The organism is Stappia stellulata DSM 5886 (assembly GCF_000423705.1).
Classification (GTDB): Bacteria; Pseudomonadota; Alphaproteobacteria; order Rhizobiales; family Stappiaceae; genus Stappia; species Stappia stellulata.
Genome location: NZ_AUIM01000012.1, coordinates 1 through 15,795 on the forward strand (window position 1 = coordinate 1; position 15,795 = coordinate 15,795).

The 15,795-nt window shown below is 66.4% G+C and carries 12 protein-coding genes and 1 pseudogene; 5 read left to right on the forward strand and 8 right to left on the reverse strand.

Annotation, left to right across the window (positions count from 1 at the left end):
- The 3 genes from G572_RS0109705 to G572_RS0109715 form a co-directional block, all read right to left on the reverse strand.
- On the reverse strand, positions 1 to 1,296 hold a 1,296-nt coding region (locus G572_RS0109705; protein WP_029058299.1), incomplete at its 3' end, for a methyl-accepting chemotaxis protein.
- Positions 1,297 to 1,459: 163 nt separating this feature from the next.
- Positions 1,460 to 3,136, reverse strand: a complete 1,677-nt coding sequence (locus G572_RS0109710) for a methyl-accepting chemotaxis protein (RefSeq protein ID WP_029058300.1) — start codon at positions 3,134 to 3,136, stop codon at positions 1,460 to 1,462.
- 343 nt (positions 3,137 to 3,479) lie between these two features.
- The gene (locus tag G572_RS0109715) at positions 3,480 to 4,229 is read right to left on the reverse strand and encodes an SDR family NAD(P)-dependent oxidoreductase (protein WP_029058301.1); all 750 of its coding nucleotides are present in this window, start codon (positions 4,227 to 4,229) and stop codon (positions 3,480 to 3,482) included.
- 129 nt (positions 4,230 to 4,358) lie between these two features.
- Between G572_RS0109715 and G572_RS25440 the strand changes: the two genes are divergently transcribed.
- Positions 4,359 to 4,592: a (2Fe-2S)-binding protein gene (locus tag G572_RS25440; protein ID WP_051242206.1), complete on the forward strand. Its 234-nt coding sequence runs from the start codon at positions 4,359 to 4,361 to the stop codon at positions 4,590 to 4,592.
- A complete protein-coding gene (bfr, locus tag G572_RS0109725; protein WP_029058302.1) occupies positions 4,582 to 5,067 on the forward strand; it encodes a bacterioferritin in 486 nt (161 codons plus the stop codon). The genes G572_RS25440 and bfr overlap by 11 nt, the downstream gene beginning before the upstream one ends.
- A 58-nt stretch (positions 5,068 to 5,125) precedes the next feature.
- On the opposite strand, the gene G572_RS0109730 is transcribed toward bfr, so the two are convergent.
- From G572_RS0109730 to G572_RS0109745, 4 genes are all read right to left on the reverse strand, one after another.
- Positions 5,126 to 5,797 (reverse strand): ATP-binding cassette domain-containing protein, encoded by a 672-nt coding sequence (locus G572_RS0109730; protein ID WP_029058303.1) that lies wholly within the window; start codon positions 5,795 to 5,797, stop codon positions 5,126 to 5,128.
- The gene (locus G572_RS0109735; protein WP_029058304.1) at positions 5,794 to 7,476 is read right to left on the reverse strand and encodes an ABC transporter permease; all 1,683 of its coding nucleotides are present in this window, start codon (positions 7,474 to 7,476) and stop codon (positions 5,794 to 5,796) included. The genes G572_RS0109730 and G572_RS0109735 overlap by 4 nt, the downstream gene beginning before the upstream one ends.
- Before the next feature lie 22 nt (positions 7,477 to 7,498).
- Positions 7,499 to 8,734, reverse strand: coding sequence for an ABC transporter substrate-binding protein (locus G572_RS0109740; protein WP_037546457.1), 1,236 nt, complete (start codon positions 8,732 to 8,734; stop codon positions 7,499 to 7,501).
- 100 nt (positions 8,735 to 8,834) lie between these two features.
- Positions 8,835 to 9,323, reverse strand: coding sequence for an Lrp/AsnC ligand binding domain-containing protein (locus G572_RS0109745; RefSeq protein WP_029058306.1), 489 nt, complete (start codon positions 9,321 to 9,323; stop codon positions 8,835 to 8,837).
- Between the two features lie 140 nt (positions 9,324 to 9,463).
- On the opposite strand from G572_RS0109745, the gene putA reads away from it, so the two are divergent.
- From putA to G572_RS0109760, 3 genes and pseudogenes are all read left to right on the forward strand, one after another.
- On the forward strand, positions 9,464 to 12,604 hold the full coding sequence (gene putA / locus G572_RS0109750) for a bifunctional proline dehydrogenase/L-glutamate gamma-semialdehyde dehydrogenase PutA (RefSeq protein WP_029058307.1): 3,141 nt from the start codon (positions 9,464 to 9,466) through the stop codon (positions 12,602 to 12,604).
- 59 nt (positions 12,605 to 12,663) lie between these two features.
- Entirely contained in the window at positions 12,664 to 12,933 is a 270-nt protein-coding gene (locus G572_RS0109755) for a type II toxin-antitoxin system RelB/DinJ family antitoxin (RefSeq protein WP_029058308.1), read from the forward strand.
- Positions 12,934 to 13,005: 72 nt separating this feature from the next.
- A pseudogene (locus G572_RS0109760) lies at positions 13,006 to 13,272 on the forward strand (type II toxin-antitoxin system RelE/ParE family toxin); the annotation flags it as partial.
- Between the two features lie 43 nt (positions 13,273 to 13,315).
- On the opposite strand, the gene hrpB reads toward G572_RS0109760, so the two are convergent.
- Complete coding sequence (gene hrpB / locus G572_RS0109765; protein ID WP_245566194.1) at positions 13,316 to 15,784, reverse strand: ATP-dependent helicase HrpB; 2,469 nt, start codon at positions 15,782 to 15,784, stop codon at positions 13,316 to 13,318.
- Positions 15,785 to 15,795: the final 11 nt, after the last annotated feature.

The window sequence follows — 15,795 nt, forward strand, 5'->3', positions numbered from 1 at the left end:
GCCTGCCCGCGCCGCCTCGATGGTGGCGTTCAGCGCCAGAAGGTTGGTCTGCTCGGCGATGTCGGTGATGAGTTTCACCACCTCGCCGATCTTGCTGGCCGCCTGGGCGAGGCCGGCGATCTTTTCGTTGGTGGCATGCGTGCCCTCGGTCGCCTGGGAGACGACCTGGGTGGTCTGGCCGACCTGGCGGGAGATCTCGGCGATGGAGGCGGAAAGCTCCTCGGCAGCACTTGCCACGGTCTGCACGCTGTCGGTCGCGGCCGAACTTGCATCGGCCGTCTCGCCGGCGCGTTCCGCGCTGTCCTGGGCGGAGGCGCTCAATTCGCGCGCCGTCTGGTCGAGACCTTGCGCCGTCTCGCTCACCGTGCCGATCAGCTGCTGCACCGTGCCACGGAAACCGGAAATCAGCTCTTCGGTGCGCGCCTGGCGCTCGCGGGTTCGCGTTTCCGAGGTGTCGCGTTCCAGCGCAAGCGTCTCGCGCTCGATCGCACGCTGCTTGAAGACCTCGACCGCCTTGGCGATCGCGCCGATCTCGTCCTTGCGGGCGGTAAAGGGGACGTCTGCGTCATGCGCACCGTCCGCGATGCGTCGGGCAACCTTCGCGATTTGCGGGATCGGGCGCAGAAGCCGGCGGGAGAGCAGCGCCATCGCGCCGACCGCCACGAACAGGATCGGGACGAAGGCGATCATCAGCTTGTCGGTGACGGCGCTCATCAGCGCCGTGATCTGTGCCTTGCGAACCCCGGCGTAGAGAATGCCGACGATGTCGCCGCCGGGCGAATAGATCGGTTCGTAGATGGTGAAATAGGGCGTTCCGAGAATGACGGCCTCGCCACGAAAGGTCTCGCCCTTGGTAACCACCGGATAGACGGCGCCGGTCTGGCCGAGTTTCGTGCCAACGGCGCGTGAGCCATCGGGCTTGATGATGTTCGTCGTCTTGCGCCAGAAGTCCCGCGTCTCGGGGTCCCACTTGAAGACGGTGACCGTCTCGCCGGTCATGCGTCCGATCTTGTCGATCATGCCGTGATCGGTAATCTCGTCGGGAATGTTTGCCATGACCACGCGGGAGACGTTGCCGTCCTCCGCCCAGGTGATCTCGGTGCCGGGCATGTCCTGTCCGACCTCGGTTGCGGCAACCCGCAGGCTGGTGTTCTGCCGTGCGACGGCATCCGCCTGGATGCGTTCGGACAAAACCAAGTGTATCACGATGGCAACGGTTCCCAGCGCGGCGGTGATCATGACAGCGGCTGCCAGGGAGACAATTGAAACCAGATTGAGACGTGAAAACAGGGCCATGGCCGGCAGTCTCCTAAAGATCTAACAATTTTTTTCCCGACTGGAAACGATACGCTACCTGAAATTGGTAAACCGGCTCTTATGCACCCCTGAATGGTCAGCGAAAAAAAGCGCGCCCGGGTTTCGAGCGCGCTTTTCTATAGATTTCAAACGTCTGGCTGGATCAGGCCGCCGCAACCTTCGCCAGGAAGGTTTCGAATTCTGTCTTCAGCCTGTGCGATGTCTGGGTAACCTGGCGGGAGGCGTCCAGAACATCGTTGGCGCTCGCCGTCGACTGTTCCGCCGTCGACAGCAGGCCGTCGAGGTCGACGGCGACGGCGCGGGTGCCTTCCGCGGCATGCTGCACGTTGCGCGAGATCTCTCCGGTCGCGGAGCCTTGCTGCTCGACCGCGGCGGCGATGGCGGCCGTATAGCCGTTCACGTCTTCCATCGTGCGGGCGATCACGCCGATCACGTCGACGGCCTCGCCGGTCGATCCCTGGATCGCGCCGATCTGGGCGCCGATTTCCTCGGTCGCCTTCGACGTCTGGGTGGCGAGCTCCTTCACTTCCGCCGCGACGACCGCAAAGCCCTTGCCGGCCTCGCCCGCGCGCGCCGCCTCGATGGTGGCGTTGAGCGCCAAGAGGTTGGTCTGTTCGGCGATCGCCTGGATCAGGGTCACGACCTCGCCGATCTTGTTGGCCGCCGCCGCGAGGCCTGCGACCTTGGCGTTGGCGTCCTGTGCGTTGACCGTGGCGTCGGTGACGACCTGGGTGGTCTGCCCGACCTGGCGCGAGATTTCGGAGATCGAGGCGGCGAGTTCTTCCGCCGCGCTTGCCACCGACTGCACGTTTTCCGAGGCGCTTTGCGATGTCGCGGAGGCGTTGGTGGTGCGTTCGGCGCTTGCGGATGCGGAAAGAGACAGTGTTTCGGCGGCGCTGCCGAAGGTTGCGTTCGTCTGTTCCGCTTCGTTCAGAAGGTCGGCGATGACAACGCGGAAGTCTCCGATCATGGCGTCGATGCGCTGTTGGCGCTCGATCTCGGTTGCCTGGGCCCGAGACTGGTTGACACTCAGTTGCTCGCGTTCGATTGCCGCCTCGCGGAAGGCTTCCAGGGCCTGGGCCATGTCGCCGATCTCGTCGCCGCGCTCCACGCCGGGCACCTCGCTGTCGGTATCCCCGTCGCGCAGGGAGCGCATGCGGTCGCCAAGTGCATTGATCGGCCTTGTGATGGAGCGCACCAACAGCATGCAGATGCCGCCGCACAGGGCGAGGATCACCAGGACGATGCCGGAAAGGCGCAGGAGTTCGGAATAGAAAATCGCGTCCAGGTCGTCGACATAGACACCCGTACCGATAACCCAGCCCCAGGGCTGGAAGGCCTTGATGTAGGAATATTTCAGGACCGGCTCTTCCGACCCGGGCTTCGGCCAGTAGTATTCGACGAGGCCGGAGCCCTTTGTCTTGGCCAGCTTGACGAACTCGGAGAAGAAGCGCGTGCCGTCCTTGTCCTCAAGTGTTTCAAGGTTCTTGCCTTCCAGCTTGGCCGAGAACGGATGCATCAGCATGACGTGCTGCATGTCGTTCACCCAGAAATACTCGTTGCCGCCATAGCGCAGCGCGCGCAGCATTTCCGAGGCGTCGCGCCTGGCCTGCTCCTCGGTCTTGTCACCGGACTGCGCAAGGGCGTATTCGCGGGCGACCATCGATGTCGCGGTCTCCACGATGTGGGTCAGCTCGGCCTTGCGGTCTTCCACGAGCCGTGAGCGGTAACCGGACACCTGGACCGCAAGAAGCGCGGCGATGCCGAGGGCGAAGAGAAGAACAAGCGCACCGAGACGGTGTCCGATTTTCAAGTTCATGGGGACTCCCTAGAGCCGGCTGGCTGGAGACAGGACGGATGACGTGCCTCTGGACAATCGGATATGACCGCGACGCTGCGGCCGGTCGCTGTATAGAAGACGCGCGAACCTGTTATGATTTTCTAAATTCTTCGCCGAAAGTGAAAGTAGTGCCGATTATTTAGTCATTACAATCAGCAAGATACTTGTATAGAAACCTAAAACCCTGGGTGGATTTCGGCCGTTTTCCCGGCAAATTCCCGGTGGGCAGTGCGGGCCCTGCACCTCTTGGGCGCGCGCGCCGGGGGGGCGTCCGGCGGGCCCGGATCGCGGCGGTCGCCGCGGCACGCGGGAAAGCGAGCGCTCAGATGTGCTGGCCGCCGTTCACATGCACTTCCGCGCCGGTGACATAGGACGACTGGCTGGAACACAGGAAGAAGATCGTCTCGGCGACCTCCTGGGGCAGGCCGAGACGGCGCAGCGGAATATCGCCGATCATGTCCTCGGTGCCGGGGGACAGGATCGCGGTGTCGATCTCGCCCGGGGAAATCGCGTTGACGCGGATGCCGTGCGGACCGAAATCGGCCGCCATTTCGCGCGTCAGGCTGGCAAGCGCCGCCTTGGAGGTGGCATAGGCGGTGCCCGCGAAGGGATGCACGCGGATGCCGGCGATGGAGGTGACGTTCACCACCGCGCCCTTGGCGTTCGACAGTTCCTTGAACAGGCCGCGTGCCAGCAGGATCGGCGCGAAGAAGTTTACCTGGAACACCGTGCGCCAGGCATGCATCGGCGTCGTCAGCGAATTCATCCGCCCGCCGTCGTCTTCCTTGGGGCTGATGCCGGCGTTGTTGACCAGCGCATGCAGTCTGGATCCGCCGTCGACGAGGCGCTTCTGGATTTCCGCGATCGCCACGCCCAGGTTTTCCGGGTCGGACAGATCGACCTGGATGTGGTCTTCCGGTCCCGACGGCCAGGGGCACTTGTCGGAAAACGCATGGCGCGAGCAGGTGATGACACGCCAGCCTTCCGCGGAAAAGCGCTTCACCGTGGCATGGCCGATGCCTCGGCTCGCGCCGGTGAGGACGAGCGTCTTGCGGTCGCTTGGCGGTGTCATGTGGCGGCCTTTCGGGTTCGGCGGAGGCGGGTTGCATTTGCTTCCGGCTACCGGCTTCCATATGTAGGCTGGGACGGTGCGCTTGACGAGGGAAAACCGGCTCTTGCCTCGAACGGACGGAAAACCTGCGTGATTGTGTGTTCCTGCAATGTACTGACCGACAAGGAGCTGCGCCGCGCCGCGCGCGAGCTGCAAAGCGGTCCCAACGGCGTGATCGCGACGCCGGGTGCCGTGTTTCGCGCGCTCGGCAAACGCCCGCGCTGTGGTGGCTGTTTCAGTTCGATCATACCGATCATCCACGAGGAGGCGTCCGAGGACCGCAAGGCGGCGGGCGGCAACAGGGAGAACTCCGATGAAGGGTGACGCGAAAGTCATCGACTATCTGAACAAGGCGCTGCGCCACGAACTGACGGCGGTCAACCAGTACTGGCTGCACTACCGGCTTCTGGAGGACTGGGGTTACGCGAAGCTTGCGGCCAAGGAGCGCATGGAATCGATCGAGGAAATGCAGCATGCGGACAAGCTGGTGGAGCGGATCCTGTTTCTGGAAGGCTTTCCCAACATGCAAAGCCTCGATCCCTTGCGCATCGGCCAGTCGCTGAAGGAAGTGATGGAGGCCGATCTCGCCGGCGAGTATTCCGCCCGTGCGCTCTATCGCGAAGCCCGCGAGATCTGCAAGACCGCGTCGGATTATGTGACCCTGCGTCTGTTCGAGGAACTGCTTGGCGACGAGGAAGACCACATCGATTATCTGGAGACCCAGCTGCAGCTGATCGAGCAAATCGGCATCGAGCGCTACGGACTTCTGCAGGCGGCGTCGGCGGACACCGCGCCCTGAGAGGCGCGCAGGCAGAAATGCTGCCCTGAGAGGCGCGCAGGCAGGAACCGCGTTCTGATCAGGCCGGCGCGATCTCGACAATCGCGCCGGCGGCCGCTTGCGCATCCGCTGCGTCATGGGTGACGAGCAGGACGGGCAGGCCGCGGGCGCGCGCCATTTCGAACACCAGGTCCCGGATCTGTCCGCGAAGCGCGGTATCGAGTTTTGAAAAGGGTTCATCCAGAAGCAGCGCGCGCGGGGCGCTGACCAGCACCCGCATCAGGGCCACGCGGGCCTTCTGACCGCCCGAGAGCGTGGCCGGGTCCCTCTTTTCCAGCCCGGCAAGCCCGACCTCCGCCAGCGCAGCCGCGATGGCGGCCTTGCGCGCCGCGCGGCCGCGCAAGCGGGGCGGCAGCGCGAAGGCGAGATTGCCGCCGACGGAGAGGTGCGGAAACAGCAGCGGGTCCTGGAACAAGAGACCCATGTGACGCTCATGCGCGGCAAGCCGCGTGACATCCGTCCCGTCGACCAGCACGGCACCCGAGGCCTGAAACACGGAATCGAGAAAGCCGGCCGCATAGGCAAGCAAGGTGGATTTGCCGACACCGGACGGCCCCATCACCGTCAAAACATCTCCCGGAGCGATATGGGCATCAAGCGCGATCAGCGGCTGTCCGGCGCGGGCGATCCGCACGTCCTGGAAGCGAAGGCCGGCAGGCGTGTCGGCGGGCAAGGGCAAGGCCTCCGTCATGTCGAGGGCTGAAGGTCGCGCCGCGCCCTGAAGGCAACGCCGGGAACCAGCGCGGCCAGGGCGAAGGCGAGGAAGGGAAGCGCCATCTGCAGCAGGGCGTAGATCGCGATGAGGCGGCGGTTGCCGCCGGCTGCAAGCGCGACCGCCTCTGTCGTGACGCTGGCGAAGCGCCCGCCGCCGATCAGGAGCGTCGGCAGATATTGTGCGACCGAGACGGCGATGCCGAGTGCTGCCGCCGTTGCGGTCGCGCGCAGCGCCAGCGGCAGACGCACGCGCCAGAAGACGCGGTCGGGTGGAGCGCCAAGTGCGGTCGCGACATGGCCGTAGCGCGGATCGGCGGCGCGCCAGGGATCGGAGAGCGCCAGAAAGACGTAAGGCAGCACGAAGACGAGATGGGAGAGCGCGACCGCGAGCAGCGTATCGTGCAGACCGCACAGGAGAAACAGGATCTGCAGGCCGAACAGGAAGGCGATCTGCGGCACGATCAGCGGCACATAAAGAAGCGGCAGCGTGCGGTGGCGCAGCGCGCGGCCCTTGCGCGTCTCGCCTTCCAGGCAGGCGAGTGCCAGCACGACGGCGAGTGCGGTGACGGGAAGGGCGATGGAAAGCGTCACGCCGACCGCCTCGGAGATTGCGCCCAGATGACGGAGCCAGTTGTCGAACGACAGATGCGCGGGAAGCGCGTCGGGAAAGCGCCAGGGGCCGGCAAGGGACCACAGGCACAAGACGCAAAGGCCGAGCAGCAGGGCGCCGATGAGCGCAGCCATCCCGGCGCCTGCGGCAAGGGCGACCCAGCGGTCGGCGAAACGCCGCCCCCCGCCGTCGGTCCAGCGGCGCCCGACGTGGATCGCCAGTCTCTCGCCCACGATCCACAGGCCGATGGCGCCGAGGCTGATGGCAAGCTGCAACAGCGCGCCGGCAGATGCCATGAAGCGGAAGGAGAGGTCCGGATCGTTCATCCAGGCAACGAGCCGGACGGCGAGCGGCGCGGGCGTGGTCGGCCCCAGGATCAGCGCCACGTCGACAACGGAGGTGGCATAGGCGAGCACGGCGAAGACGGGCAGGCGGATCTGTGGGTAGACGCGCGGCAGGACGACCTTGAGCCATCCGGCAACGGGGGCATAGCCGAGACCGGTCGCAACCCGTCGCGCCGCCAGCGATTTCGTCTGCGGAAGCGCCGCCAGCACCATGAGAAACAGGAAGGGGATTTCCTTCGCCATCAGGCCGAAGGTCATGGCAAGGCCATGGGGATCGCCGATGATCAGCACGTCGGGCGGGCGGGTCATGCCGTTCGCCCAGGGCGAGACGAGCCGCATCGCCCATCCCGACGGGGCGATCAGGAATGCGAGGCCGAAGGCGGCGGCGGCATGGGGAACCGACAGGAGCGGCGAGAGCAGCGTCTTCACGCCGCGAAACATCCGCGTGCCCTCGAAGGCAGCGGTGAACAGCATGACGATGACAAAGGCGCCAAGCGTCGCCGCCAGTCCGGTAAACAGGCTGAGAAGCACGGAGGTGGCCAGCCCCGGCTGGGCGAGAAGGGCGCGGACCGGCTCGAGCGACACGCTCGTGCCGCCAAGCGCGGGCACGTAGCCCGCCGCCGGCAGCAGCGTGCCCGCAAGCCCGGCGATCACGGGTCCGAGCATCAGCGCTAGCGTGAGAAACGGCGCGGCCCTCAGCATGGCGCCGGCCCGTGCGGTCCGGTCACTGCGCCGCGTAGCGCTTGGTCCACGCGCGCTCCAGCTCCGTCATCCAGCTTGCGTGCGGCTCGTCGATCACCGGGCCGAGGTCTTCCGGCGAAAGCGTCGCGATGCCGAGGTCGAGCGCCTCGAAGCGGGCGCGGTCGTCGCTCTCGAGCCGTGCGACGGCAAGCACGGTCGGATCGCCCCAGATCTGCGGATCCTGCTTGCGCGCCTGGGCCTGCGGCGAGATCAGGAAGTTGGCGAGCACCAGCGCGCCGGCCTTGGCGGAGGCGTTGAAGGGAATGGCGACGAAATGGGCGTTTCCGATGGTGCCGCCCTCGAGGACGAAGGTGCGCACGGTATCCGGCAACTCGCCGGAGGCGATCGCCGCCGAGGCGCCGGACGGGTTGAAGGTGAAGGCGATGTCGACCTCGCCGTCGGCAAGGAGCTGGCGCATCGCCGGCTGGTTCTGCGGAAAGGCCCGGCCCTGGCGCCACAGGTTCGGATGCAGCGCGTCGAGATAGGCGAACAGCGGTGCGGTGTCCGCCTCGAAGGTTTGCGGGTCGACCGGCCGGGTCAGTTTGCCGGGTTCGGCGATGGTGGTCGCCAGCACCTGCTTCAGGAAGGTCGAGCCGTGGAAGTTCGGCGGCTGCGGATAGGTGAAGCGGCCGGGGTTCTCCGCCACATGGGCGGCAAGGGCGGCAAGCGTCGTCGGCGGTTCGGCGAGCGTCGCGGTGTCATGCATGAACACCAGCTTCGCCATGCCCCAGGGGCTTTCCAGTCCCTCGGTCGGCTCTGTGAAGTCGGTGACCACGGCGGGTTTGTTCGCAACGTCGACCAGCGGCCAGTTCGGCAATTTCGTCGCCCAGCCGGGCGCCATCAGCAGGCCGGCTTTTTTCAGGGAAATGAAGTTCTCGCCGTTGATCCACACGAGATCGACCGCGCCATCCGTCTCCTTGCCCGCGGCCTTCTCGGCGACGATGCGGCTGACGACATTGGCGGCGTCGCCGACCTTGACGTGTTCGACCGTGATGTCGTGACGCTGTTTAAGCGTTTCGCCCGCCCAATCGATGAAGGCGTTGATGCGCGGCTCGCCGCCCCAGGCATGGAAATAGACCGTCTGCCCGCGCGCTTCCTTCACCACGAGACCCCACTTTTGCACGTCCGGCGTTTCCGCCCGTGCCGGCGCCATCGCCATGAGTGCGAGGGCCGCGGCGCTCAGGAGTGTCTTCGAAAACGGCGGCAGGCGGAGGTGCATGATCGATCCTTCCCTTTTTCCGTTAGGTGCAAGAGCCTGGCGCGAGGGTCAAGACACGGCTTCGTGACGGGTGCGTCAGCAAAGAGGGGAGCCGGGCGGATCAGTCGAGCGACAGGACGTGCGTGTCCTTGACCTCTTCCATCACCGCGTATGTGTGGGTTTCGCGTACGCCGGGCAGGTCGAGAACGGCGTCCGCCAGAAGCTTGCGGTAGGACGCCATGTCGGAGACGCGGGCCTTGACCAGATAGTCGAAGCCGCCCGCCACCATGTGGCACTCCAGCACCTGCGGCACGCGCTTCACCGCGCGGGCAAAGGCATCGAACACCTCCGGCGTCGTGCGGTCGAGTTTCACCTGAAGGAAGATCAAGAGCCCCTGGCCGAGCTTGAGCGGATCGAGTTCTGCGGAAAAGCGCAGGATATAGCCCTCCCGGACAAGCCGTTTCATCCGCTCCGCCGTGGCAGTGGGGGAGAGGTTGACCCGTGCGGCAAGATCCGTTGTCGTGATGCGGCCGTCGCTCTGCAGCACGCCGAGGATGCGTCGGTCGGTGCGATCAAGCGGCGTGAATTCCTCTGAATTTTCGTTCTTCACCGAGAATACCTCAGATTTTGGTGCTTATTTCGATCAGAATAACGGTCAAAACCGCGTTAGACTAATGAAAATGAAGGAGGGCTTTCGCGCCGTCGCGCGAGCCAGCCGCCGGGACAAATTTGCATCGTGAGGAGAACAGCATGAGCCAGTCCGTCGACCGTGTGCCCGTGACATCGCCCGGTCCGGAGCTTTCGCCGTTTCGCGCCGCCTTCGCGCCGGCCGACGAAAAGGTCGTGCGCGCGCTGGTCGGTCAGGTCGGGTTCGACACCGGCGGCGAGGCACGTGTCGACGACATTGCGTCGGGCTACATCCAGACGATCCGTTCCGCCATCGGCGGGCTTGGCGGCGTGGAGGATTTCCTGCGCGAGTATGGCCTGTCGACGCGCGAGGGACTGGCGTTGATGGTGCTGGCCGAGGCGCTGCTGCGCGTGCCGGACGCCAGGACCGCCGACAAGCTGATCGAGGACAAGCTCGCCGCCGCCCGCTTCGACGAAAGCGAGCACGGCCCCTCCGACACCTGGCTCGTGTCCGCCTCCTCCTGGGCGCTGGGCGTCACCTCGCAGCTCATTCACCCCGGCGAGAAGCCGAACACCATTCTCGCTTCGCTGGTCAAGCGCATGGGCATGCCGGCGGTTCGCGGTGCGACCCGTCAGGCGATGCGGGTTTTGGGCCACCAGTTCGTGCTCGGCGAGACGATCAAGGCGGCCCTGTCGCGGGCGCGGTCGCAAGAGGCCAAGGGCTACCGCTACTCCTACGACATGCTCGGCGAGGGCGCGCGCACCGCCGAGGACGCGGAGCGCTATTTCCGCTCCTATGCCGATGCCATCGAGGCCATCGGCGCCGCCGCCGGCAAGAAGGGGCTGCCGGAGAGGCCCGGCATTTCGGTGAAGCTTTCCGCGCTGCACCCGCGCTACGAGGCCGTGAAGGGAACCCGCGCGCGCGACGAGATCGCGCCGCGCCTCCTGGAACTGGCCCAGGCGGCGAAGCGTCATGATCTCAATTTCACGGTGGATGCGGAGGAGGCCGACCGGCTCGAGATCTCGCTGGATGTGTTCGCAGCCGTTGCGTCCGACCCCTCGCTTGCCGGGTGGGGCGGCCTCGGCCTTGCCATCCAAGCCTATCAGAAGCGCGCGCTGGAAACCGTCAACTGGGTGATCGACCTGGCGACGCGGCTCGACCGCAAGTTCATGGTGCGTTTGGTCAAGGGCGCCTATTGGGACACGGAGATCAAGCGCGCGCAGGAGCGCGGGCTTGACGACTTCCCGGTCTTCACCCGAAAGGCCGCCACGGATCTCTCCTATCTCGCCTGCGCCCGGGCGATGCTCGCCGCCCGTCCGCGGCTCTATCCGCAGTTCGCCACCCACAACGCGCTGTCGGTCGCCCAGGTGATCACCATGGCCGGCAACGAGGGCGGTTTTGAGTTCCAGCGCCTGCACGGCATGGGCGAAAGCCTGTTCAAGGCGGTGTCTGAACGCGACGGCCATCCCTGCCGGATCTATGCGCCGGTCGGCGGGCACCGCGATTTGCTGGCCTATCTGGTGCGTCGCCTCCTGGAAAACGGCGCGAATTCCTCCTTCGTGTCGGCGGTCGGCGATTCCGCCGTGCCGATTTCCAGACTGCTCGCCCGGCCGCAGGATCTGCTGGCCGGCGGCACAAAGTCGCGCAATCCGAAGATCCCGCTGCCGCGCGATCTCTACGGCGAGAGCCGCGACAACTCGAAGGGATTGGAGTTCGGCTATGCCGCCGACCGCATCGCGCTGACCGACGCAATGGCCGCCGCACCGTCGAAGATCGAGGATGCCCGTCCGCGCTATCCGGGCGCCCCTTCGAACGGGGCGCCGCGCGACGTGGTGTCGCCGGTCGACGGATCGCGGGTCGGAACCGTGCATGAGGCGCAGGCGGGCGAGGTCGGGGCGCTGTTCGATGTCGCGCAAAAGGGGTTTCAGCATTGGTCGCGCACGCCGGTCGATGTGCGCGCGAAGGCGCTGGCGAAAGTCGGCGATCTTCTGGAGCGCGACAGTGCGAAGCTGATGGCGCTGATGGCGCGCGAGGCCGGCAAGACCCTGCCCGACGGGCTGGCGGAAGTGCGCGAGGCGGTCGATTTCTGCCGCTTTTATGCAGCCGAAGCCGAAAAGCTCTTCGGCGAGGGCGTCTTGATGCCGGGACCCACGGGCGAGGAAAACCGCTACCGCTTCCGCGGGCGCGGCGTCTTCGTCTGCATCTCGCCGTGGAACTTCCCGCTCGCGATCTTCCTCGGCCAGGTGACGGCGGCCCTTCTCGCCGGCAACACGGTGATCGCAAAGCCCGCCGACCAGACGCCGCTTGTGGCCCATGAGGCGGCAAAGCTGCTCTATGAGGCCGGCGTGCCGGAGGATGTGTTCCTGCTGGCGCCCGGCGGGCGCGAGCTTGGGGCCGCGATTGTCGCCGAGCCGCGCGTGGCCGGCGTTGCCTTCACCGGCTCGACCGAAACCGCCTGGGCGATCAATCGCGCCTTGGCCGAAAAGCGCGGGCCGATCGTGCCATTGATCGCGGAGACCGGCGGCATCAACGCCATGCTGGTCGATGCGACGGCGCTCCCCGAACAGGTCTGCGACGACGTGATGATGTCGGCCTTCCGCTCCGCCGGCCAGCGCTGTTCGGCGCTGCGGCTCCTTTATCTGCAGGAGGATGTCGCCGACAAGCAGCTCGCCATGCTCAAGGGGGCGGCGGCGGAAATGTCGCTCGGCGATCCGGCCGATCCCGCGACCGACATCGGTCCGGTGATCGACGCGGCGGCGCGTGACAAGCTGATGGCGCATATCGACGACATGCGGTCGAAACAGAAGGTCACCTATGCCGGTCCGACGCCGACGGACGGTCTCGCCAACGGCACTTGGGTCGCGCCGCATATCGTGGAACTCGACAAGCCGGACGCGCTGGAGAAGGAGACCTTCGGCCCGATCCTGCATGTGGTGCGCTACAAGGCCGCCGACCTGCCGAAGATGCTGGAGACCATCGCCGCGACCGGCTACGGGCTGACGCTTGGCGTGCACTCGCGCATCGACGCGACGGTGGCGCAGGTGGTCGACCGGCTGTCGGTCGGCAATGTCTACGTCAATCGCAACACCATCGGTGCCGTCGTCGGCACGCAGCCCTTCGGCGGCTCGGGCCTCTCCGGTACCGGTCCCAAGGCCGGCGGTCCGGGCTATCTGCCGCGCTTCGCGCTGGAACAGGTCGTCTCGATCAACACGGCGGCCGCCGGCGGCAACGCCAGCCTGATCGCCATGGCCGAGGAGGATTGAGGGGTTTCTTGTTTCTGGTGCTCATTTGGGCTGCATTCAAGGCTTGAAGGAACACCTCGATGCCTCGAAATACCTACGTTCGGGCGCGGATCGATCCGGCCTTGAAGGAGGATGCAACGCTTGTGCTCGACAGTCTGGGTTTGACCATCTCGGACGTCGTGCGCATGACGTTGACACGGATCGCGCGGGAAAAGGCGCTTCCCATCGAACTGACGCGTCCGAACGCAGAAACCATCGCAGCGATGGAAGAGGCAAGAGCGCTGAGCGCGGAGCGGAACGGTCGTTTCGATACCGCAGATGAACTGATCGAAGCACTAGAGGGTCGCTGATCGGCCTCGGGGCGAAATCGCGGGAAGTCGGCGTCTTCCAAAAGGGCCCGGCTTCCGCGTCGCTTCGATTACACCAAAAAATTTTCCAAGGACTGGGAACGTCTCAACCGCACCGGGCGGTTTGACATGGCGAAGCTCAAGGACGTTATGGGCTTGATCGTTGCAAGTGATGCTCCCTTGCCGCCTGAGTTGAACGATCATCCATTGATCGGCGACTGGAAAGATCATCGCGAGTGCCACATCGGCGGCGACTTTCTGCTGATCTATCTTCTCGACGAGGCGAGGAACCTGGTTGTTTTCGTGAGAACGGGAACCCATGCTGAGCTCTTCGACGGCTGAAGGCGGCCCCAAAACATAGACGTGGAGATTCCTCTGCTCGACCTCACGTGCCCCGTGGCTTCGCCCGGGCGGTCGCTTTCGTGGCAAGCGGATCGTCCGGCCAGGGGTGTTTGGGGTAGCGGCCTTTCATTTCCGATTTCACCGCCGCCCAGGAGCCGCGCCAGAAGCCCGGCAGGTCCTTGGTGATCTGGATCGGGCGATGGGCGGGCGACAGGAGTTCCAGGATCAGCGGTACGCGTCCGCCGGCAATCGCGGGGTGGGTGTCGAGGCCGAAGAGCTCCTGCACGCGAATGGCAAGCGTCGGTCCTTCCTCGCGCGCGTAGTCGATGGCAATCCGCGACCCCGATGGGGCCGCGAACTGCGCGGGCGTCAACCGCTCGAGCTCCGCCATGCGGTGCTGCGGCAGAAGCCCGGCGAGCGCATTGCCGAGACAGGCGGCATCGATCTCCGATGCCTTCGTGACCCCGGCGAGATAGGGCGCAAGCCAGTCGTCCATCGTTGCCGTGAGGGTCTCATCGGAAAGATCCGGCCAGTCGTCCGCGCCGTTGTCGCCAAGCATCCTGCGCAGCACCATGACCCGGCCGCGCAAGGCCCGTTGCGCCTTCGACCAGTTGAGCGCGCCGGCACCCTTTTTCGTCAGGTGCTCCGCCAGGGCCGCCGCGACCGCTTCCGGGTTGGGCGACGGCTCGATGTCCTCGGCAAGCACCAGCTTTTCATAGCGACGGACGCGGCGCGCGCGCACGGCACCCGACGCATCGCAGACAACCCGCGTTTCCGTCACGATCCGGTCGGCGAAAAGCGTCTCGATCTCCTCGCGCGATATCGGGGCGGCCAGCAGGATGCGCCCGCGCGCCGCCGTGCCCTGCACCTCGGCGAGCACGAGGAAGGGCGCGCGCGCGAGCGCGTCGGTTTCCTCCAGCCGCGCCGCGCGACCATTGGCCATGCGAAAACCGCCGCGCCCGTCCTGCGCCTGCGCGACCCGGTCGGGAAACGCCAGCGCCAGCACGTGCCCGCAGGCTTGCGTGTCGGGGTCTCCGGTCTCGACGCCCGCCGCCGCGCGCCAGCGTGCGGCGAGCGCGCGGGCGGATTTGGCGCGCGGGTCCTTCGTCCGGCGGAAGGCGGAGAGCCGGCCGCGCAGATCGCTGTCCCGCCCGCCGAGACCTTGTTCCGACAGGAGCGCGGCGATCTCGGCGGCAAGGCCTCCGTAGCCCGCGCCCCCCGCCGCGACCAGCATGTGCGACAGGCGTGGCGGCAGGGCGAGCTGCATCATCCGCTTGCCCTCGCCGGTCAGCAGGCCGCCGGCGTCGAGCGCGCCGAGGCTCGTCAGCAGCGTGACCGCCTGCGACCAGGCAGCCGGCGGCGGCGCATCGAGAAATCGCAAGGCGGCCGGGTCCGACACACCCCAGGCGGCGAGATCGAGCACAAGGCGCGACAGGTCCGCCTCCAGGATCGCGGGCCGGTCGTCGGGGGCAAGGGCTGCGGTCTGCGGTTCGTCCCACAGCCGGTAGCAAAGACCGGGTTCCATGCGTCCGGCGCGGCCCCGGCGCTGGTCGGCGGCGGCCCGGGAGACCCGGACGGTTTCCAGCCGCGTCAGTCCGGTGGCCGGCTCGTAGACGGGAACCCGCGACACCCCGCTGTCGATCACGACCCGAACGCCCTCGATGGTGAGCGAGGTCTGCGCGATGGAGGTTGCCAGAACCACCTTGCGTCGGCCGTCGGGAGCCGGGCGGATCGCGGCGTTTTGCTCCGCGCCCGTCAGCGCGCCGTAAAGCGGGGCGAGATCGGTGTCGGCGGGCAGGTGGCCTGAAAGCAGATCGGCCGCGCGGCGGATCTCGCCCTGGCCCGGCAGGAAGACGAGCACGGAGCCGTGCTCCTCGCAAAGCGCCTTGCGCACGGCCGATGCGGCCTGATCAGCCGCCCCTTTTCGCGGGTCGCGCCCGAGATAGACCGTCTCGACGGGAAAACTGCGCCCGGCACAGGAGATCACCGGAGCACCGTCCAGATGCGCCGAGATCCGCTGCGCGTCGATGGTCGCGGACATGATCAGCAGACGCAGATCCTCATTGAGCGCGGCTTGCGCATCGAGCGCCAGCGCAAGGCCGAGGTCGCCGTCGAGGGAGCGTTCGTGAAATTCGTCGAAGAGCACGGCCGCAACGCCGGAAAGTTCGGGATCGTCGAGGATCATGCGGGTGAAGACACCCTCGGTGACCACCTCGATGCGTGTCCTTGCCGAGACCTTGGTTTCCAGCCGCACGCGCAGGCCGACCGTCTCGCCGACGCTTTCGCCAAGGAGCGAGGCCATACGCTGCGCTGCTGCGCGCGCCGCGAGCCGGCGCGGTTCGAGCAGGATGATGCGCCCGTCGTTGCCGGCCTCCCTGCGCCAGGGGGCGTCGAGGAGGGCAAGCGGAACGACCGTCGTCTTGCCGGCGCCGGGTTCCGCAACGAGGACGGCGCGCGTGTTCGCTTCGAGCGCTGTCGTCAGATCGCCGAGCACCGCGTCGATTGGCAGCATCGGTCTCGAGA